General features: G+C 45.3%; 17 protein-coding genes. 6 read left to right on the forward strand and 11 right to left on the reverse strand.

All coding sequences use genetic code 11. The features are described from left to right. Positions 1-59 precede the first annotated feature (59 nt). Both RT143_RS01690 and argS read right to left on the reverse strand, forming a co-directional pair. Positions 60-785, reverse strand: coding sequence for an SPOR domain-containing protein (locus tag RT143_RS01690; protein WP_313090737.1), 726 nt, complete (start codon positions 783-785; stop codon positions 60-62). Positions 786-847: 62 nt separating this feature from the next. Further along, a complete protein-coding gene (gene argS, locus RT143_RS01695; protein ID WP_313090738.1) occupies positions 848-2,665 on the reverse strand; it encodes an arginine--tRNA ligase in 1,818 nt (605 codons plus the stop codon). 266 nt (positions 2,666-2,931) lie between these two features. Between argS and RT143_RS01700 the strand changes: the two genes are divergently transcribed. After that, positions 2,932-3,150: a DUF2788 domain-containing protein gene (locus tag RT143_RS01700; RefSeq protein WP_007117392.1), complete on the forward strand. Its 219-nt coding sequence runs from the start codon at positions 2,932-2,934 to the stop codon at positions 3,148-3,150. Between the two features lie 79 nt (positions 3,151-3,229). Here RT143_RS01700 and cmoB read toward each other — a convergent pair whose 3' ends face one another. Both cmoB and cmoA read right to left on the reverse strand, forming a co-directional pair. Continuing rightward, complete coding sequence (gene cmoB / locus RT143_RS01705) at positions 3,230-4,282, reverse strand: tRNA 5-methoxyuridine(34)/uridine 5-oxyacetic acid(34) synthase CmoB (RefSeq protein WP_313090739.1); 1,053 nt, start codon at positions 4,280-4,282, stop codon at positions 3,230-3,232. Between the two features lie 48 nt (positions 4,283-4,330). Then, the gene (cmoA, locus tag RT143_RS01710; protein WP_313090740.1) at positions 4,331-5,104 is read right to left on the reverse strand and encodes a carboxy-S-adenosyl-L-methionine synthase CmoA; all 774 of its coding nucleotides are present in this window, start codon (positions 5,102-5,104) and stop codon (positions 4,331-4,333) included. Between the two features lie 268 nt (positions 5,105-5,372). On the opposite strand from cmoA, the gene msrA reads away from it, so the two are divergent. Together msrA and RT143_RS01720 are read left to right on the forward strand one after the other, a co-directional pair. Further along, positions 5,373-5,903 (forward strand): peptide-methionine (S)-S-oxide reductase MsrA, encoded by a 531-nt coding sequence (gene msrA, locus RT143_RS01715; RefSeq protein ID WP_065262829.1) that lies wholly within the window; start codon positions 5,373-5,375, stop codon positions 5,901-5,903. A 244-nt stretch (positions 5,904-6,147) separates the two neighbouring features. Next, positions 6,148-7,533: a lytic murein transglycosylase gene (locus RT143_RS01720; RefSeq protein ID WP_313090742.1), complete on the forward strand. Its 1,386-nt coding sequence runs from the start codon at positions 6,148-6,150 to the stop codon at positions 7,531-7,533. 175 nt (positions 7,534-7,708) lie between these two features. Here RT143_RS01720 and RT143_RS01725 read toward each other — a convergent pair whose 3' ends face one another. The 4 genes from RT143_RS01725 to RT143_RS01740 all read right to left on the reverse strand — a co-directional run bounded on the left by RT143_RS01725 (position 7,709) and on the right by RT143_RS01740 (position 11,091). Beyond that, on the reverse strand, positions 7,709-7,969 hold the full coding sequence (locus RT143_RS01725) for a hypothetical protein (protein WP_313090743.1): 261 nt from the start codon (positions 7,967-7,969) through the stop codon (positions 7,709-7,711). A gap of 202 nt (positions 7,970-8,171) precedes the next feature. After that, on the reverse strand, positions 8,172-9,179 hold the full coding sequence (locus RT143_RS01730; RefSeq protein WP_050325180.1) for a DUF4062 domain-containing protein: 1,008 nt from the start codon (positions 9,177-9,179) through the stop codon (positions 8,172-8,174). Between the two features lie 129 nt (positions 9,180-9,308). Further along, the gene (gene murI / locus RT143_RS01735) at positions 9,309-10,178 is read right to left on the reverse strand and encodes a glutamate racemase (protein WP_313090745.1); all 870 of its coding nucleotides are present in this window, start codon (positions 10,176-10,178) and stop codon (positions 9,309-9,311) included. Positions 10,179-10,365: 187 nt separating this feature from the next. Beyond that, the gene (locus RT143_RS01740; protein WP_313090746.1) at positions 10,366-11,091 is read right to left on the reverse strand and encodes a DUF1285 domain-containing protein; all 726 of its coding nucleotides are present in this window, start codon (positions 11,089-11,091) and stop codon (positions 10,366-10,368) included. A 564-nt stretch (positions 11,092-11,655) separates the two neighbouring features. On the opposite strand from RT143_RS01740, the gene RT143_RS01745 reads away from it, so the two are divergent. After that, on the forward strand, positions 11,656-13,317 hold the full coding sequence (locus RT143_RS01745; protein ID WP_050325177.1) for an electron transfer flavoprotein-ubiquinone oxidoreductase: 1,662 nt from the start codon (positions 11,656-11,658) through the stop codon (positions 13,315-13,317). A 62-nt stretch (positions 13,318-13,379) separates the two neighbouring features. Here the strand turns inward: RT143_RS01745 and RT143_RS01750 are convergent, their stop codons facing one another. From RT143_RS01750 to recG, 3 genes are all read right to left on the reverse strand, one after another. Then, the gene (locus RT143_RS01750) at positions 13,380-15,197 is read right to left on the reverse strand and encodes an alkaline phosphatase D family protein (protein ID WP_313090747.1); all 1,818 of its coding nucleotides are present in this window, start codon (positions 15,195-15,197) and stop codon (positions 13,380-13,382) included. Between the two features lie 265 nt (positions 15,198-15,462). Further along, positions 15,463-15,642 (reverse strand): hypothetical protein, encoded by a 180-nt coding sequence (locus RT143_RS01755; RefSeq protein WP_313090748.1) that lies wholly within the window; start codon positions 15,640-15,642, stop codon positions 15,463-15,465. A 208-nt stretch (positions 15,643-15,850) separates the two neighbouring features. Continuing rightward, positions 15,851-18,004 carry an ATP-dependent DNA helicase RecG gene (gene recG / locus RT143_RS01760; RefSeq protein WP_313090751.1) on the reverse strand — a complete coding sequence of 718 codons (2,154 nt, stop codon included), beginning with the start codon at positions 18,002-18,004 and terminating at the stop codon, positions 15,851-15,853. A 97-nt stretch (positions 18,005-18,101) separates the two neighbouring features. Between recG and RT143_RS01765 the strand changes: the two genes are divergently transcribed. Both RT143_RS01765 and RT143_RS01770 read left to right on the forward strand, forming a co-directional pair. Further along, positions 18,102-19,187 (forward strand): NYN domain-containing protein, encoded by a 1,086-nt coding sequence (locus RT143_RS01765; RefSeq protein ID WP_313090752.1) that lies wholly within the window; start codon positions 18,102-18,104, stop codon positions 19,185-19,187. A gap of 7 nt (positions 19,188-19,194) precedes the next feature. After that, the gene (locus RT143_RS01770; protein ID WP_313090754.1) at positions 19,195-20,091 is read left to right on the forward strand and encodes a patatin-like phospholipase family protein; all 897 of its coding nucleotides are present in this window, start codon (positions 19,195-19,197) and stop codon (positions 20,089-20,091) included. Positions 20,092-20,130: the final 39 nt, after the last annotated feature.

Genomic DNA, 20,130 nt, shown 5'->3' on the forward strand with positions numbered 1-20,130 from the left:
GCCACCGAACAATAAAAAACCGTGTTGCGATAACACGGTTTTTTTGCATGCAAATCAGCCTAGCGACGCTGCTCGACAATCAATGAATCAATGCGGCTATTTTGTAGTTGGCGTTGGGCTTGTGCCGCCATCTCTGGGCTACTCATGGCGCGAGAGATGACTTGATAGACAGTTTGGTCATTGCTTAAGCGTTTTTTGATGATTTGGGCATCCACGCCTGCCATTAGCACTTCAGCACGGCGTTTATCGGCATCATCGGCATTGTCAAAACTATTGATTTGCAAGATATAAGTCCGCGTAGGCTCTTCATTGCCAATCACAATGGCATCGGCACTGCTTTTGTCATCGGCAGCGGTGGTGGTGTCTATCGTACTATTGTTGGCTGAAGCGCGTGGCTTGGTTCCGTTATCATCAGACAACAACGGATTATCGACCACACTGACATTCGCTGATTTGGGCGCACTGGTGCTGTCAGCTTGGGTCAACACCACATCAGGCTGCACCGAGACTGGCTGACTGGCAGCCGCCTCGTCGGGGACTGCACTGACCTGCTGTTCTTTGAGCAAGTCATAGAACTCGTAATTATTGGTTTTGGGTTTATCTTGCACCTTTGGCTGCACCATGGGCGCTTCGTCGCTGCTTGTGGTTTTGCCTTGGTTAAATGGATTCCACAAATAAACAAACAGACCAATCCCCACGGTCAATATCATGCCCACCAACATGGCAGCAAAAAACGACATCGTGCTTGGCGCTTTACGCGGGGTCGCTCCTTTGGGTCTTGCCATCATCATCTCCTACGACATGGGATACGGTAATATTACAGCGTTTTTAGCGTATCTTAATCATATCACATACTGGTCGGTGCCGTTAATCCGAGCAAAATTAAGCCGTTTTGAATCACTTGGCGTACCGACTTTGATAACCGCAGACGCGCTTGCATCAAGTCAAGCTCATCTTGGGTCGGGGTTTCGCCATCTTTGGGTAAGATACGGTTATCGTTGTACCAACCGTGGAACAAGCTTGCCAAATCTTTGAGGTAATTGGTCAATAAATGCGGCTCATAGTTAACCGCAGCACGGCGTAGCACTTCAGGGTAAGAAGCCAGTAAGCTCAATAAATCCGTTTCAACAGGTTGGGTCAACAGATGTTGGTGTGCTTTGCCGGCTTTGTCATCGACCTTGATACCGCGCTCTTCAGTACGCTCAAGCACACGGCAAATACGTGCATGGGCATATTGAATATAATACACCGCATTATCTTTGGTATGGGATTTGGCAAGTTCTAAGTCAAAGTCAATGTGCTGCTCTGGTTTACGCGCAACATAGTAAAAGCGCGCGGCATCATTGCCGACTTCTTGACGCAGCTCACGTAAGGTCACAAACTGACCTGAGCGTGAGGACATCTGGATTTGCTCTGTACCGCGCCATAGGGTGACAAACTGCACCAAAATCACATCCATACGCTGGGCATCATAGCCCATCGCCATCAACGCCGCTTTCACGCGTTTGATGTAGCCGTGGTGGTCTGAGCCCCACACATCAATAATTTTGTCATAGCCGCGGTCAAGCTTGTCTTTGTGGTAGGCGATATCCGAGGCAAAATAAGTAAATTGACCATTGGCACGGCGGACGACACGGTCTTTTTCATCGCCAAATTCGGTGGATTTAAACCACAAGTTGCCGTCTTTTTGGTATAAAAACCCCCGCTGCTCTAATAATTCCAAAGCAGGCACAATGGCATCTTGGATTGATTTTTCGCTAAACCATTGGTCAAAATGGACATTAAAATCCGCCAAATCATCTTGGATATCTGCCAAGATGGTACTTAGTGCGGCTTCATGAAAAATCTGATAATTATCGCCCAAATTGGCTTTGGCATTGGCAATCAGCCCGTCAATATGGGCTTCTTTATCACCTGAGACACAGACTTTTTCGCCGTTGGAATCGATTTGGTACTCGGCATCGGCAGGTACATTGAGTAACATATGTTCCCAAGCGGTTTTTAGGCTATCGCCATGCTGTTTTTTGATGGGTTTGGCAATATCTTTGACATAATCGCCTTGGTACGCATTGGTGGGAAATACAATTGGCTCACCGCACAGCTCAAGGTAGCGCAAATAGGTGCTGGTTGCCAAAATATCCATCTGACGACCCGCATCATTGACGTAATACTCCCGCCCGACTTGGTAGCCAACTGCCTCTAGTAAGTTGGCCACGCTCATACCAAACGCAGCGCCGCGACCGTGACCCACGTGCAGGCTTGAGGTTGGGTTGGCAGAGACAAACTCAACTTGGATTTTTTGACCGGCAAATTCTTCGGATGTACCGAAGTCGCCTTTTTGCTGCATGATGGTGTCTAAGATAGCAAAACGCGCGTTATCATCTAAGAAAAAGTTAATAAACCCCGGTCCTGCAATCTCAACTTTGCTAATCATGTCCGAGGCAGGCAACATCGCCACGATGGTTTGTGCCAGTTCACGCGGGTTTTTCTTGGCAGTCTTGGCTGCTATCATCGCAAGGTTACTGGCAAAATCGCCGTGCGCTTGGTCTTTGGTGCGGCTGATGGTACTGTTATCAACCCAATCGATTGGCAAAATTTGCTGTTGTTTTAGTGATTCCACCACTAATGCTAAGGCTTGCGAAATGACGGGTTGTTGTTCTGACATGGAAATTCTCTTTGTTGGCTTACAGGTTTTGTTGCAGGATTGATAGCTAAAAAATCACGATAAATCAATGAATCACCATCGATTTGAGGCTATCACTCGCTCATAATCGATGGGCATTGATTTTGGCGTTCAATATACCAATTTTTGATGGTTTTTTCATTATAATCCTGTCAAAAGATACATGCCATTACAAGGAAACGCGGTTTTTTGGCGTATAATATGCGCTAAAATTTTGTAATGTCTGATGACAATCATAGGATAATAACATGTTTGTTTTAGTCTCTAGTGAGTTAATCACCAAACTTGGCATGTATGTGCTGCTACCTATCTTTATCGCGTTTTTATTTTTTATCATGTACGATATTTCCAAGAAAAACAATGCAGGCAAGCAAGGCACATTTTGGATTTTTTTGGCACTGGGCGGCGGTTTTTTTGGCTTTCTCATCAAAATGGTCTTGGAGTGGTATTTTAGTAGGACGCTTTAAACGCCCTTACTCTAAATCTTGCTAGCCTAAAACGCCACTACCTTAAACTGCTCTACGCTTGTTACTTGTTCATGTGCCGTTACGGTCGTTTGGCTATCATCACCGCACGGGTCGGGCGTTGATAGCCCTCGATGGTTTTGCTGCTATCATTGGGGTCAAGAAAATCGCTTAAAGATTGATAATCCATCCAGTCGGTTTTGCGTTGTTCATCCGTCGATGTCACATCCACATCGACACAGCGCACCGCCACAAAGCCTACTTTGTACAGCCATAGCGACAGTGCCGCAACCGATGGAATAAAATACACGTTATTCATCTGTGCATAGCGCTCACTTGGCACTAGCACGGATGTTGCATCCCCTTCAATCACCAAGGTTTCTAGTACCAATTCTCCGCCTTTTGCTAGCTGATGGTATAATTGCTCAAGATGCTCAAACGGTGACGCGCGGTGATATAGCACGCCCATACTAAACACGGTATGAAACAGACCTGCTTGCCCGCTAGTCAAGCTAGGATTGGGCAAAGCTTCAAGCGGTACGGGCACATAGTGCACCCTGTTGCGTCCGTAATCGTTACGGTCGGCCTGCCCCACAAAATGGCGAATCGCCATAAACTGGTGATAAAACAGACACGATGGGTCAATCACAATCACCGTGCTTGCCCCTGCGCCCGCCATACGCCAGCCGTGATAACCAGAACCTCCACCCACGTCTAGCACGCGTTTGCCGTAAAGTGGGCTGATATGCGGCAGTACCCTATCCCATTTCCAGTCACTGCGCCATTCGGTATCAATATGGATTTGCCGGTCATCTCGACCCAGTAAAAAACCGCCTTTGCGCCACGGCATCAAACGTTTGAGTAGCGCATGGGTTTTTTTGTATTCATTGTCTTGCCAATCGAATGCTGCAGTGATACAGGGTTGATTTAAGTCTACTTGCGCGTTATCAACTACGGGCAAGCGCTCAATAAGCGATTGATAAAATGGCGCATGGGCGTAACGTGATTTGTCTTTGATGGTAGCCAGCCAATTGGGCAACTGGGCAAGCCATTCATTGGCAACTGGGTATTTTTCCGCTAATTGCAGCAAGGTAAGATAGACGTCGGTTTCGGCAGTTTTGATGGTATGGTTCATGGTTGACTCTTTTAGGATTGACAGGTTTTCATTGTTTAAGGGCAATCATCACTTAAACGCAATAATCGACGCAAAGTTTAAAAACTGAAACCACGTCAAATGGCGGTCAAACCCCACCGTTGCTAGACGCTGATGATGAAAATCGAGGGTATCGGTGATAAGCACATTCTCGAGCGCATTGCGTTTACCACTGATTTCCATCTCACTATAGCCATTGGCGCGTTTAAAATCATAATACCGCTCAACGCGCCACGCATCGTCCGCTTCATCGAGCAAATGGGTTTTTTCGGTCAAAATCAAAATACCGCCTTCAACCAACGCATCATAACAGCGTTTGAGTAACTGCTCGCGCTTGTCAGGGGATAAAAACTGCAAGGTTAAATTGAGCACAATCATATCGCACCGCTCAAACGCCACCTCACACACATCGGCACAAATCAGCTCGATATCATGCTCAGGATAATGCTGCATCAGTACACTTTGCGCTTTGGCAATCATCGGCTCTGAGATATCAATGGCTTTGATCTGCAAATCTTGCGGCGCAAACTCGCCTGCGAGCGCAAAACTCACCGCCCCGAGTGAACAGCCCAAATCATAGACGCGGCTGACTTTATTGCCATCGCTATTGGTTTGGCGAAACTGGCAATGGCGTTTGGCAAAAATGGGCAACATGGCGAGCATCTGCCCATACCCAGGCACACTACGGCGAATCATATCGGGAAAACAAGCCACCACTTGCTCATCAAAGCTAAACCGCGCATCGGCATCGAGCGGCGTGGTAAATAAGGTATCGTGGGGTGGTTTGGCTTGGGGCTGACTCATGCGGCTGACTCACTATGGCTGATTGAGCGTTACTAAGACTCATTATCGCTGACTTAGTATCGCTGACAGTTTTATGCTCGCTTCAACAATGAAACGCTCAAGGAACGCTTAAACTGTCAGGTTTTTAGATAGCGGAAACTTGGTTTACATTGCCTAACTTGAATGGCGAGTAAACTTTGCTATTCTAACATTTTCACCCGTTTTACTTTTAATAATTTATTTTAACCCTTATATAAAACCAATGAGATAACCATAAAAAGGTACTATTATGCAAACAATTATTTTAGGTGGTGGCTGTTTTTGGTGTACCGAATCAGTATTTAGCCATGTCAAAGGTGTGACCGATGTCACATCAGGGTATATGGGCGGTGATGAAGTAACCGCCAACTACAAAGCCGTCTGTGGCGGTGATACCGGTCATATTGAAGTGATTAAGGTCGATTTTGATGAGACCATTATTCCGCTTGAGACAGTATTGGATATTTTCTTTGCCACCCATGATCCAACAACACAAGACCGTCAAGGTAATGATGTCGGCAGACAATATGCCTCTGTGGTGTTTTACACCGATGAAGCGCAGCAAAAACCGACCATTGACCGTGTGATTGGTGAGCTTCGTGATGAGCAAGGCATCAAAGTGGTGACCGAAGTGCATCCTGCTGCGCAGTTTTTCGTTGCCGAGGACTACCACCAAGATTATTACGCCAACAACCCGACCCAAAGCTATTGCAATTTTGTGATTCCGCCCAAGCTTGCCAAGCTCAAACAATATTTTAGCGGTTTTATGATTGAACAATGACCCGTATCGATACTGTGTTAATGCTTTCAAAATTGGGCTTTACACCGTTAATGCCCAATTTTTTTGAGTTCGACAGTTAAACTTACATCAATAGTGCAAAAATTAACGCTTTATCACCCAATGTGAAAAAATGTAATTAAATGCATTTACTCCTTTCACTAAGCAAGCTTTTTTTATACCCTTGAATTAGTCAAAATTCACCCCGTTTGTTGATGTCTTTATCTGTCACTATTCAAGGTTTGTTATGCGTTTACTTCCGATTTTTATGGCGCTGGCAGGCGTGGCGATGATTAGCCAAGCCAATGCCGCACCGACACCGCCTAATCTTAGCAATGCCCAGTTTCAACAGTGTTTATCCAATCTCAAAAACAGCAGCACTTTTCGCGGTGTAGCCAGCACTTTAGAGCAATATCGCCCAAGTGAGCCTGACCCTAGTGTGATTGTCTCGCTCAACTATCAACCTGAGTTTCAAAAAGAAGTGTGGGACTACCTCTCAGGTCTGGTCGATGAAGAGCGTGTGCAAGACGGTATCAATGCCAAAAACCAACTGCAAAGCACGCTAAACCGCATCGAGCAGCGCTATGGCGTGAAAGGAGCGGATGTACTTGGCGTCTGGGGAGTAGAGTCGAACTTTGGTAAGCAGCTGGGTAAAAAAGACTTAATCCAGTCATTAGCGACCTTGTCTTGCTTTGACCGTCGTCAGTCGTACTTTCGCACGGAATACGCCAATGCGCTGCGTATCTTGCAAAATGGTGACATCCGCCGTGATGATATGACTGGCTCATGGGCAGGGGCGTTTGGGCAAACCCAGTTTATGCCAAGTACCTTCTTACGCTTGGCGCAAGATTTTGATGGTGATGGACGTAAAGATTTGGTCAACAGCCAAGCTGATGCGCTCGCGTCAACGGCCAATTTCTTGGATAAAGCAGGTTATCGCACGGGCGAACCTTGGGGGTTTGAGGTCAAGCTGCCTGCAGGATTTTGGGCAGATAGCAACCGCAAAGCCAAAAAACCGATGAGCTATTGGCGCAGCCAAGGCTTGACCCTTGCCAATGGTCAGCCGCTACCCTCTAGCCTTGATAGTGCAGGATTGCTATTACCTGCAGGTATTAAAGGCCCTGCGTTCTTAGTGGGTAAAAACTTCGATGCGTTTTATAGTTACAATGCGTCAGAAAACTACGCGCTAGCGATTGCGCATTTGTCCGATATGATTAGCCAAAACCGCACTAGCAATGTCGGCTTTGTCACACCTTGGCCAACGGATGATGCCGGTATTAGTCGCCGTCAAGCCCGTGAAATCCAGCAAGCACTGCTTAATCGTGGGTATGATATTGGCCAAGCTGATGGCATGATTGGCGATAAAACGCGCTATGCGATTCAAGATTTTCAGCGGCAGCAAGGTGTCAACCCTGATGGTCGTGCGGGTATGAAACTCTACCGTATGCTAATGACTCAGCCAACAGGCAATGCTCAGTATCCAACCCAATACCCGACCCAAACGCCCGTTCGATACCAGTCTGTACCGAATTCAACGATTACTGCCACGCCGACTAAAGTGATACGCGACGCCAATGGGCGCACGAGTTACTATCGTATCGACAATGGGCAAGGTGGGGTGACAACGCCTTAGTGATTTAAGCGTTAGTCATTTAAACCTTAAATGATTTAAAACTGAGGTATTTAAAACTTAGTCATTTAAGGTGTTTATCAATTTTTCATCCCCCAACAAAAAACCCTTAATGTCCGCATTAAGGGTTTTTTTTGATATCGATACGGTTTCGTTAATATCGACATATGGGACGACCTTATACAATAGGTGGCGGGGTGGGCTCTTCACCATCATCCATTTGGATCGGTTTGACTTCGCCTTTTGAATTGCTGCCCCAATTGTCCTCTTCGTCTTCATCCCACTTTTTGAAGTTATCGCGTGGGTTGATGCCACGGCGTTTCATGTCTTCGACTTGCTCTTCGAGGGTGCGAAACTGCTGCGCTTCGTGCATGGTATCTTCAAGTTGGTTGATGTTATTTTCAAGATCGTCTGCTTGTTGGGTCATATGATTGCTCATAATTTTCTCCTCTTTTTATTCTCGATGTTATCGTTATGTATGTTGTGAGATTATCATAGCATAAACAAATGTGACGCTAGTTAGCAGGTCTGTATAACATTATCATGACATGAGTAAATCATGGTTTGGTCAACACTGATATAAAATGCTTGGGTAAAATACTGAGATAAAACACCAAAAAAGGTGTGTTAAAAACGACGGATTAAGCTTGTACAATGATGTTAATCTGCCACAGCTCGCGGATACTTCGCCCTTCTTTGACCGAGGACAACCATCGTTTTTTCACCAGTTGGCTTTTTATCCATTGATAATCGATACTACTGATTTGACAGCGCGAGACCGCATGGATATTGGGTGAGATTTTGAGCGCTTCTGCCATTGCAGCATCTTTGAGGGAATCATTAATTTGGGTCAACATCATATTACTGGTAAAAGGCTGTGGTAATGCTTGTAGCGTTTGCACAATATTACCCCAGCTAAAGGTGTAAGTTGCGCTGATTTCTTGCAAATTGCCGCCTTCAAACGCGTGTGCGGTATAGTTGACCAATAACGCTTCATTGAGCTCTTTTGGCGTAACCTGGGTCGGTCTGGCTTCAGCTTCAGGGGACTGTTGAGTGCCCTCTAGACTGCTATCAGTTAAGGCGGGTTGCACGCCATTACGGATATGAAATCTATCCGAGACAAACATCGACTTTAAATCGCCACTAGCAGCTGCCGGTAGCGTGCTCAATGAACGGGTGTCTTTAACCCAACCTAATCGCGGAAATTTCTCTTTGATTTCCCCAAGCATACGCACGCATTCTGACACGCCATCATGGGTCTGACCGAAGTGAATTACCCGCAAACCCTGTTCTTTAATCACCAAATTAAACAAATCCAAACGTTGGCGTAATAGCTCATTTTGGTTCAGCTGGGTATTGACTAGCGCAATCATCGGGACGCGTTTTGAAGACGCATAGATATAAGATAAGTGCAGATAACTGACACCAGATAGGCTTAAATGACCGTAATCATTGCCCAAAATAAAAATCATATAATCGCATTGGTCGATTTGTTGGCGGCTGTACTCAACAAAATTGGTATTGGTCGCAAGCAAATCCCAAGTCAAAAAATAATCCGTCGATAACGCGTACTCTAGCGCGTTCTCTAGGTAGAGATTTTCATTTCTCACCAAAGAGATATGAATATGATAACGTTTCTTTTGAGACATGCTATCTTCTCCATAACGCTCTAATGAACGCAATTAATTAAAAAAGGTAAAGGATTAAAAGCTCAATCGTTAAAAGCTAAATCGTTAAAAACTAAAAGGGTAAAAAGCCATGCTGACTAACCAACAAGCTCAATACACTGTACAATGTTGAGTCACACACAAGGTAAAAAAATCAATCCCCAACTCTGGCAAAAACCGCTGCAACAAACGCGTTGCCGCCTGCTCAGCGGCAGGTAAGTTGCCCGTGGCATAAAACTGTAACCGTGGTCGCTCTTTATGAGAGGCAAGCTGATTGGCTTGCTCAAGCAAATCATGCACCCGTTTGGCAATGGCATCCCCTGAATCAATCAATGCCACTTGCCCCATAGCTTGATGGGTCATCAGCTCATCGATACGCTGTGCCAAATAGGCTTTAAAAAAAGGAAAATGGGTACAGCCCAGTACCAATTGGTCTACCTTTTTAGCCTGTAACTCACCTAGCAAATGATCTAAATCAGTCACGGCTGGGTGATGGCTTGGCATACCCAATTCTACCCAAGGCACTAAGCTGCTAAAGCTATATTTGTGGACAGTCACTTGCTGCGGTTTGGCGACTTGTTCAATAACTTCATTGAGTAAATACCCGTGCAAGGTCGCTGGGGTTGCCAACACCGCGACTTGCTTGGTCGCCGACTGCATCACCGCAGGTTTCAATGCAGGGACTAAGCCGACAATCGGCACTTGAGGATACTGCCGCCTTGCCGCCTGTAATCCATGCGCAGAGGCACTATTGCAAGCTATCACAATAAGTTTACAGCCTTGCGAATGTAGCCAGGCAACGGCCTGCAAGGTAAGCTCACGAATCTGTGCTTCACTGCGTGAGCCATAGGGTACGTGCAGGGTATCGGCGAGATAGATATAACGTTCAAATGGCAAGCGCCGCTGCAAATGGGTCAATACCGACAATCCGCCCAACCCAGAATCAAATACGCCTATCGGCGCGCTTGCTAACTCTACCATAGCCTAATCAGTCCAACTCGCAGGGTGTTGCTATTTTAAACCGCAAAATAACTGTACCCATAAAACAGACCACTATCTTATACCAATTTTTAGGTACTCACTACAAAAAAATGCGGGGCCGAATTTGACAGCCCATTCGTCACTTTATTTGCTCAAAACTTATCAACAGTTTGGTTAACGCTGAGACTTATGCGCTCATGGTCAAGGTAAAAGTGCTATCACCACTGTGCAAAATCAATGAAGTCCCCTTTTCACCCTCTACCAACTCACCCAAGTTAATCAAATGGTAAAACACATTGCGATGAATGAGTCCGTATAATGCTGAGTCACCATTTTGGCGAACCAATAAATAAGGCTGGCTGGCTTGTTTTTGCTGTAAGCCAACATCATGCGGGCTAGCATGGGTAAATGGCAGACCCAAACGAATCGGATGCTGCTCGTCAGCAATCACCACATCGCCTTGCGTGGTGGTGAACTGCAACACAGGTTTGGTAGTGTCGCCAAATTGCTCGTTAATGACGTCCACTTGATTGACTAGCAGGGGCGCGTCCTCTACTTGGATTTGCCATTTCTCCACAGGGGTTTTTAAAAAATACTCAACGTGGTTGTTGTCATCAACCTCTGACCATAACACTTTGGCAAACAGATCAATGAGTAGTTGACGGGTGATTTGACTGCCTTCATGCCACCACTCGCCATTGGCTTTGACCACTACATCCATCGTACCGCTGAGTTTGGGTTGCCATTTTTCAAGGGGTGGAATTTGGCGTGTCGGATGGTTTGCGGCTGCGAGCGCTTGCGAAGCGACCGATTGCTCGATTTGTTGGCTTAGTTCGCCTATATCAAAGCTAGTATCAAAATTAATATCAAAGCTCGGTTTAGATGCTACATTATTAGTATCAGTATTAGTCATTTTATAGCTCGTATTATGGTAGTTTTTATTTAGATTAGGATTTAGAGTGTTGTATGGGTTTATAAATGCCATGATGCGCTGTGTTGACATCGCTTTGTGGAACATATTTGTGGTACATAGTAGTCAATTCAACGCTGGGTTTCAAATAGTCGCTGTTAGTACCTGTGTCGATTTATTGTATATAAAGGTGACAGCTAGCATAAGACAAGCCAAATTGGATACGATAAATTAAGCCCGGCAGTCATTTTCTCCTGCAAAAATATTAGGTGGTTAAAGGGTTAATCTATTATACTAAGTAGTATTTTTTCTGAATTCATATAACGATTCATTATATGTTAAAATCAAGAAAACCATTGATAACATTGCCAGCCTGCGCCAGCAATTATTTGATGAACTGATAATCAAAGGCTAACCTTCTAGATCACTAGCCTTGCAAAAATCATCGTGATGCGACTTATGTTGATGTATTGTCAGATATAAGCTGAAGAAGCGCATCGGGTTAAACAATGCGCACAAGGTTAAGTAAGTTGTCATCACTGAATTTTATTTTTCTAAGGAGTTTGTATGCAAGACATCGAACGCGAGCAAATGGAGTTTGACGTAGTTATCGTGGGTGGCGGACCTTCAGGTCTATCTGCGGCAATTCGTCTACGTCAACTTGCCATTGCTGCGGGCAATCCTGATTTTAGCGTGTGTATCGTTGAGAAAGGGTCAGAATTTGGTGCCCATATCTTATCAGGTGCGGTCATGGAGCCTAATGCACTGACTGAACTGATTCCTGATTGGAAAGAAAAAGGTGCGCCCGTTCGCGTGCAAACCAAAGGTGACCGCGTCTACATGCTCAAAAATGAGACCAAATACCGCGAATTGCCAGAAAAAATCGTCCCAAGTTTGATGCACAACCATGGCAATTACATTATCTCATTGGGTAACCTTGTGCGTTGGTTAGCCACCCAAGCCGAAGAGCTTGAAGTGATGATGTTCCCAGGTTTTTCTGCCGCTGAGATTCTTTACAACGAAGATGGTTCTGTTCGTGGTGTATTGACAGGTGACATGGGCGTTAATGCCGAAGGTCAACCAAAATCAGGCTATGAGCCAGGCTATGAGCTACTGGCAAAATACACCATTTTTGCTGAAGGTTGCCGTGGTCACTTAGGTAAACGCTTAATCAGCCGTTTTAACCTATCAGAAGGCAAAGACCCGCAGCACTACGGGATTGGCTTAAAAGAACTTTGGGAAATTGACCCTGCCAAACACCAAGAAGGCATGGTGCTGCACGGTTCAGGTTGGCCACTTAGCGAGACGCATAGTAACGGTGGTTGGTGGTTATACTTTGATGAAAACAACCAAGTGTCATTTGGTATGGTGATTGACTTGTCTTATCACAACCCTTACCTATCGCCATTTGATGAGTTACAACGTTTAAAAACCCATCCGCTCATTCGCAATATTTTAGAAGGCGGTAAACGTTTATCTTACGGTGCGCGTGCCTTGACCAAAGGCGGTTTAAACTCATTACCAAAACTGTATTTTGCCGGTGGTGTGTTAGTGGGTGACGATGCAGGCTTCCTAAACCCAGCAAAAATCAAAGGTACTCATACCGCCATCAAATCAGGTATGTTAGCCGCTGAAGCCGTGTATGAAGCGATTGCGGCTGGTCGTCAACATGACGAAGTGCCAACCTATGAGCAAAAATTCAAAGCATCCTGGCTCTACAACGACATGTACCAAGCGCGTAACTTCGCAAATGCGATGCACCGCATGGGTATCTGGATGGGCGGTGCATTCAACTTCCTAGAGCAAAATATATTTAAGGGTAAAATGCCTCTGACTATTCGTGACAGAATGCCAGACTACGATGTGCTTGAGCGCGCAGACCACGCTTATATCCCTGAGTATCCAAAGCCCGATGGTAAGCTGACCTTTGATAAATTATCTTCCGTGTTTATCTCCAATACCAACCATGCTGAAGATCAACCTTGTCACTTGAAATTAACCGATCCAGACGTCCCAATTAAGCGTAACCTCAAAATCTTTGCTGAGCCTGCACAGCGTTACTGCCCAGCAGGGGTATATGAAGTGGTACAAAGTGACAGCGGCGCAAAATTTGTAATCAACTCACAAAACTGTGTGCACTGTAAAACTTGTGATATCAAAGACCCTTCACAAAACATCACGTGGGTCACCCCAGAAGGCGGTGGTGGTCCAAACTACCCAAATATGTAATGATGTATCAAAAAAAAGCCGCTAACGTTAGCGGCTTTTTTATTGGGTTCTATCAAATTTGTCTAAACCAAATAAGGCTCACCCACTTTGACATGCATGGTTTTACCAACACTGCTTGTATAGGTGGGTTTGGTGATATCACTGACAAACACCCAGTCGCTGGTGCATTGCTCAGGGGTCGCTGTCACAATCATATAACCGCGCTGAGAGGTGTCACACCATTTTAACGTACCACCTTTGACCAGCATGGGTAACCCGAGTGATAGCTGCTTTGGGTCAACTGTTGCTAAGTATTCTTCAAAACCTGGCGACGTCACTGATTGTACCGCAAACTCCACCCCGACGGGTTCGCCTTTGACATTGACTAGATTATTCGCCCAAGCGTTATGGGTATCGCCTGCCAATACCACTAAGTTTTTTTGCATAGCGTTGGCAATACCATAAATCATCTCGCGTGCCACCGCGTAACCATCCCATGCATCTAGGTTATAAGGGATGAAGGGGGCTTGCTGCAATTGTTGTACCACACTCTGCTCTTGCGGCGTCAAGGTCGTGGGCGCGGTTTGCGCTTTTTGCATTAGGCTTAGATAAGTGACGGCATCTACGCCCAAAGCAGGGTTCATAAAGTTGAGCAGTACGGGTGCAGGAATAAACATCTGCCCCATCACCACTTGCTGGCCCAGAATTTGCCAAGTCGACTTTGACGCTTGCAATTGACCTGCTAGCCAGTTTTGTTGGGGCAAACCGATCAATTGGCGGCTAGTATCTTGCATTGCTGCGGTGAATTTTGCGGCATCTAAAGTGAGCTGACCATTGGCGTCTTTAACTAAAAAATTATTGTAATCTAGCTGTTTGTCCCGGGCAATGACACGGGTGTCTAGCATATGTAGACTGAGTAAATTACCAAAATCAAAACTACGATAAATTTGCGTCATCACACTATTACGCGTGGGCATCCATTCATGATAGGCTTTCATCGCGTCCATCTTGCGCTGATTCCAGTCGCCTTCATTAGATTGGTGATTTTCGGCACCTTCTTTGAAGGTGTCATTACTAATCTCATGGTCGTCCCATACCGCAATCATTGGCATGGCGGCATGTACAGCTTGCAAATCTTTATCGGTACGATATTGGGCATAGCGCAAGCGATAGCCAGTAATGGTGAGCAACTCTTCGACTGGTATGACTTCGCGCTTGAGCTGTGCGGCCTGGCTTGAAGCATAGGCAGGCACCGTTTTACCTTGGTCATCGATGGTATGGCGACCATATTCATAGATATAATCACCTAAGTGGAGCAGCACATCGACATCGCTACGCTTGGCAATATCGGCATACGCATGAAAATAGCCTGCAGGATAGTTTGAACAGCTCACCACCGCAAGTTTCACTTGATTGACATTCGTAACAGGTAGGGTTTTGGTTTTGCCAATCGGACTGGTGACACCACCACATATAAATCGATAGAAATAAGGGGTATTTGGCTGTAAACCCGTGGCATCCACTTTGACCGTATAATCCTGCCCACCGTTTGTTTTGCTCGTGCCTTTATGGATGATAGTATTAAATGTATTATCACTGGCAATTTGCCACTCGACATCAAGGCTGCTGCCACTGCTCACCGGTGTCACCCGAGTCCATAAAATCACTTTATCAGCAAGCGGGTCACCACTGGCTACGCCATGTAAAAAGCTAACCTTCGCTGTGTTATCATTATCATCATTGTCATTATTACAGCCCGCTAGCAACATCGATGCACCTGCGACAGTCGCAAGCGATGTTGATTGTAAAAAACGGCGACGGTTGATACTTGGGGTTGATGGCTGGGTGTCTTTAATCAAATTGTGGATAGGAGAAGTTTGCTCAGCGGGTTGGTCAGTCATGGGATTTCCTCAAGGTTAGGCAAAGCCACAATATGAAAAGTCAAATTGTGATAAGTCAAATTGTAATAAAAAGATACGCTATCGCTAGGAAACATTAGCTGACGAAGGTGACAACCGTATGACGATTGAATGAACAATTTACGGCAAATTTTAGCCAATAAAAAAGCTGACCGAAGTCAGCTTTTGTGCAGTCAAAAATCTATGCAATAAAACATACAGGCAATAAAACTAGGCATCAAACCTAGTCGCTTATCAAGACTAGTAGCTAGATACCCACGGCCGTTTTGAATGCCGCTTCATCAAAATCGTCACCATGGGTCACAACGATGGTGCCATTAGGGTTAATGTTGACAAACTTGACCCCTTTGATGTCTTCGGTTTTTTTGATGATTTCATCCGCATGCGCTTTGTCTGCGATAGGTGCATCATATTTGGTTTGTGGCATAACAGGTATCCTTAAAATATTGATAATTCTAAATTAATAACCGTGATATTGCCCCGTGTATAAAAAATCAACTAAAACCCATAGCCATGCAAGTGTTCATTCATCCATCAGTCATATGGCATAAAATAACAAAAAATTGCGGATGTGAATAGGCGCTTTATCCGTAAAAACAACGCTTTATCAGAATTTAAGCCTCTACTATGGGCTTTCATGCGTTAATGTATTTGATGGCATCGGGTGTCCAATGGCTGATATATTGCTGCACTTGTGATTTGCGATTTTCATCAGCAATTAGGTACTTAGCAATCGCTTGCGCCACGATTAGCAAGCTTTCATCCCTCGCTAGGTCACTGACATAGTAGCTATCAAACCCTGTCTGCCGTTTACCCAAAAGCTCCCCTGCACCGCGCAGTTCCAAATCTTTTTGCGCAATCACAAAGCCATCATTGCTATCTCGCAGCACATTGAGCCGTTCGATACCCGTTTCTGACAATGGCGTTTGATAAAGCAATACGCAAAAGCTTTTTTGGGTGCCACGCCCCACACGTCCGCGCAACTGGTGCAATTGCGATAACCCTAATCGCTCAGCATTTTCAATCACCATCAGCGAAGCATTGGGCACATCGACCCCGACTTCAATCACGGTGGTAGCCACCAGCAAAGCGGTTTTACCCGCTTTAAAATCCGCCATGACCGCTTGTTTGTCATTGGGTTTCATTTTGCCATGCACCAAACCAATGTTGAGATTGAGCCTGTCATTCAAATCGGCATAGGTCGCTTCAGCAGCTTGGGCATCAAGCACGGTAGACTCTTCGACTAGTGGGCACACCCAGTAAGCTTGTTTGCCTTGCTCGCAGTTGGCAGCGATACGTTCAATCACTTCATCGCGTCGGTCACGGCTTATGGTGACGGTGGTGATGGGGGTACGGTTGGGCGGCAGTTCATCAATGATGGACGTATCCATATCACCAAATGCACTCATGGCAAGGGTACGCGGTATGGGTGTGGCTGTCATAATCAGCTGATGCGGTGTGGTATGCGCCAAGCCTTTATCTACGAGCGCCATTCGCTGCTCCACCCCAAAACGGTGCTGCTCATCGATAATCACCAAGCCCAACTTGGCAAAATTGACATGTTCTTGAAATAGTGCATGCGTACCGACCACGATTTGCACCTCGTTGTCTTGTACTTGTTGCAAGGCTTTTTCACGCGCTTTGGCTGTTTGCTTGCCCGCCAGCCAACCCACACCGATGCCAAGCGGTTCAAACCAGTTTTTAAAGTTATTAAGATGTTGTTCCGCCAAAATCTCTGTCGGTGCCATCACCGCCACTTGCCAGCCGCTATCAAGCGCATAACACGCTGCCAAAGCTGCTACCAAGGTTTTGCCTGCGCCAACATCGCCTTGCACGAGTCGGAGCATGGGTACTGACGTTGACAAATCTTTGACGATTTCCGCTACGACCCGATTTTGGGCATGGGTTGGGGTAAAAGGTAAATGGGCTAACAGGCGATTGGCAAGCGCGCTTGTGGCATCGCAGCGCGGTGCTTTGTGCTGATAAAGCTGTTGTTTGCGGTACAGTAGACTCAGCTGGTGGGCGAGCATTTCTTCGATAATGAGCCGCTGACACGTCGGATGACTGCGATTTTTTAATGCCTCTAATACCAAAATTTGCTTGTTCAAATCGGTATAAATTGGTGGCTGATGGATAAAGCTAATGGCTTCTAGCAAGCTAAATTCCCCAAATGGGTTGTGGCTACCTGCCAGTAACGGAAACTGTTGGTTCAGCGCATTTTGTACGATTTGCCACTCAGTGTCACTGATAGTAGCCATCACAGGATTGGCTTGTTTAACCGTCTGCAGCGCAAGTCGAATCAAGCTACGCAGTTTATTTTGATGCAAGTTTTTGACCGTTGGATAAACAGGTATCAGCCCTGTATTGGTCAGGGGTTGATGCCCAGTAATGATTTCATATTCAGGGTGGCTGATTTGGGTGCCATACTTACTGATACTGATTTCGCCAAAGACACGCAAGGTATTGCCCACTGCCATGGTTTCGGTCAGTCCACGATAGACTTTGAAAAAGCGTAATGTTGTTTGCGCTGTGCTATCTTGCAATGTCACGCTCAAGCCCATCTTTTTGTTGTCGACGCGGACAACGGTGCCTTGTAGCAATGCCGATTGTCCATCGACGACATCACACATGTTGACCAGTCGGCTGCGATCTTCATAATCACGCGGCAAATGTAGCAACAAATCAAACACGCGCTCAATACCAAGTTGGTCAAGCTGTTCAGCGATTTTGCTACCCACGCCAGCAAGCGCAGTAACAGGGAGATTAAAGATGTCAGGTTTTAGCGTCATATCATAAGCTTAGATGCGCTGTCCATGATAAAAATAGCATAAAGAAACACCAAATTAAGTTAGAATACATAGCGACACAATTTACGCTTTATAACCGATGAACTCAACAAATTTATCATTTAATAATATTGCTGTTTTGATTGATGGCGATAATATCAATGCAAAAAATATTGAAAGTATTCTAGCTAAAGTCAGTACCCTTGGCACAATCGCCTGCAAGCGAATTTATGGCGACTTTAAACAAGGCAAACTAACAACTTGGGATGATATATCACTGAAGTTATTGCTTGAACAAATGCATATTCCCGCCTACGTTAAAGGTAAAAATTCGACCGATATCGCCTTAGCTATTGATGCCGTTGACTTATCTTATCTTGATTACGACTGTTTTTGTATCGTCTCATCAGACAGTGACTTTAGCATATTAGCCAAAAACTTACGTACCAAAGGCAAGAAAGTTTTTGGCTTTGGCAAATCGACTACCGTAGAATCGTTTAAAGTTGCTTGCGATGATTATTTTGTAATGGATGATACAATACCGCCAGAGCCAAGCAATAGCGCGACCAAACCAACCCCAAGTCAACAGTTAACTGATACATCTTTTACTCAAAAGCTGGCTATGAATGAAAGCGCATCTGAGCCGCCTATCGCTCGCGTAATGCCGCAGCAACTAAAACAAGACACAGCTTTATTAAATGCCTGTCGGCAAAGTATCCAACATCATCGACAAAATAATGGTTGGTCAAATTTTTCCAACGTTGTCAGTTATTTAAATAGCGATTACCCGAAAATTTCGCCCAAAAATTATGGTTATAGTAAGTGGCGCAGCTTGTTTAATCAGATAGATTTATTTGAAACCCAAATGCAAAACAATCTGTTAATGATTCGACAAAAACCGAGTCAAAATAAGATAAAAAATCTACCAACCGATGCGACCACGCTAACTCAAGAGCAAAAATTGCTCGATGATATTTATGAGATTTTCGCCAAACCCATAATCAAAAAATTATTGACTAAAAACCAAGGTTGGCTACATATTGGACAGTTTGGCAGCGAGCTTAAAAACAAAGGCTATAACCCCACCCAATTTGGGGTTAAAAATTTTACCCAATTGGCAGAAAATATTGCCATTTTAAAAGTTAAAAGACAACCCAGTGTCATTATGATTGCTCTACGTACTTAGGCTTGCTATGAAACCGCTTTCTTTTTTTGCCCTGATAACTACTAGCATTTGTTTTACGGTTACCGCCTGCACTAAAACGCCAGTGATACCCACCCAACCTATAAAACCATCTGCTAAACCATCAATAAAACCCAAAATCGCCCTTGTATTAGGCGGGGGCGGTGCCAAAGGTTTTGCCCATGTCGGCGTCATCAAGGTACTGGAAAAAAATGGCATCACCCCCGACCTAATCGTCGGTACCAGTAGCGGCAGTCTAGTCGGTAGTTTATACGCCAGTGGCAAGTCCGCTAGCGAACTTGAAGACATCGCGACCCATGTTAGCAATAATCAATTGCTTGATTATAGCTGGAGCAAACAAGGCTTTATCGAAGGCATCAAACTACAAAACTGGGTCAATACCCAAGTCGATAATCAACCAATTGAAAAACTCCCCATCCGTTTTGCCAGTGTCGCCACCGATTTAACCACCAAGCAAAAAGCCGTCTTTGATAAAGGCAATACCGGTCTTGCGGTGCGTGCGTCCAGTAGCGTGTATGGCGTTTTTGTACCGCCACGTATCAACAATAAACGCTATGGCGATGGTGGTCTGACAAGCCTTGTGCCTGTGCAAACTGCCAAACAGATGGGCGCAGACGTTATCATCGCGGTAGATGTCTCAAGCCCGCCAAAAAACAGTCATCCACAAGATTTTTGGGCACTATTGGATAAGACATTTGCCGTCATCCCCAATCAAGCAAACGCTGCTGAAATTAAATTAGCGGACGTAGTGATACGCCCAGCCGTTGGTGATGTTGGCACGACCAATACCGTAGCCAGAGAGGCGACGATAAAAGCAGGGGAAGTCGCAACCTTAGCAAAGCTCAGCGATATTGAGCAAAAAATCGGCAAGTTTCAAAAATTGTAACTAAAAAAACCGCTCATTCATTGAGCAGTGCTACGCTTC

This window comes from Moraxella sp. CTOTU48268, from assembly GCF_032069585.1.
Taxonomy (GTDB): domain Bacteria; phylum Pseudomonadota; class Gammaproteobacteria; order Pseudomonadales; family Moraxellaceae; genus Faucicola; species Faucicola cinerea.

What these genes read in the sequence shown, in the direction of transcription:
- RT143_RS01690 (WP_313090737.1), bottom strand. Translation starts at nt 785, where the DNA reads ATGGCAAGACCCAAAGGAGCGACCCCGCGTAAAGCGCCAAGCACGATG.
- argS (WP_313090738.1), bottom strand. Translation starts at nt 2,665, where the DNA reads ATGTCAGAACAACAACCCGTCATTTCGCAAGCCTTAGCATTAGTGGTG.
- RT143_RS01700 (WP_007117392.1), top strand. Translation starts at nt 2,932, where the DNA reads ATGTTTGTTTTAGTCTCTAGTGAGTTAATCACCAAACTTGGCATGTAT.
- cmoB (WP_313090739.1), bottom strand. Translation starts at nt 4,282, where the DNA reads ATGAACCATACCATCAAAACTGCCGAAACCGACGTCTATCTTACCTTG.
- cmoA (WP_313090740.1), bottom strand. Translation starts at nt 5,104, where the DNA reads ATGAGTCAGCCCCAAGCCAAACCACCCCACGATACCTTATTTACCACG.
- msrA (WP_065262829.1), top strand. Translation starts at nt 5,373, where the DNA reads ATGCAAACAATTATTTTAGGTGGTGGCTGTTTTTGGTGTACCGAATCA.
- RT143_RS01720 (WP_313090742.1), top strand. Translation starts at nt 6,148, where the DNA reads ATGCGTTTACTTCCGATTTTTATGGCGCTGGCAGGCGTGGCGATGATT.
- RT143_RS01725 (WP_313090743.1), bottom strand. Translation starts at nt 7,969, where the DNA reads ATGAGCAATCATATGACCCAACAAGCAGACGATCTTGAAAATAACATC.
- RT143_RS01730 (WP_050325180.1), bottom strand. Translation starts at nt 9,179, where the DNA reads ATGTCTCAAAAGAAACGTTATCATATTCATATCTCTTTGGTGAGAAAT.
- murI (WP_313090745.1), bottom strand. Translation starts at nt 10,178, where the DNA reads ATGGTAGAGTTAGCAAGCGCGCCGATAGGCGTATTTGATTCTGGGTTG.
- RT143_RS01740 (WP_313090746.1), bottom strand. Translation starts at nt 11,091, where the DNA reads ATGACTAATACTGATACTAATAATGTAGCATCTAAACCGAGCTTTGAT.
- RT143_RS01745 (WP_050325177.1), top strand. Translation starts at nt 11,656, where the DNA reads ATGCAAGACATCGAACGCGAGCAAATGGAGTTTGACGTAGTTATCGTG.
- RT143_RS01750 (WP_313090747.1), bottom strand. Translation starts at nt 15,197, where the DNA reads ATGACTGACCAACCCGCTGAGCAAACTTCTCCTATCCACAATTTGATT.
- RT143_RS01755 (WP_313090748.1), bottom strand. Translation starts at nt 15,642, where the DNA reads ATGCCACAAACCAAATATGATGCACCTATCGCAGACAAAGCGCATGCG.
- recG (WP_313090751.1), bottom strand. Translation starts at nt 18,004, where the DNA reads ATGACGCTAAAACCTGACATCTTTAATCTCCCTGTTACTGCGCTTGCT.
- RT143_RS01765 (WP_313090752.1), top strand. Translation starts at nt 18,102, where the DNA reads ATGAACTCAACAAATTTATCATTTAATAATATTGCTGTTTTGATTGAT.
- RT143_RS01770 (WP_313090754.1), top strand. Translation starts at nt 19,195, where the DNA reads ATGAAACCGCTTTCTTTTTTTGCCCTGATAACTACTAGCATTTGTTTT.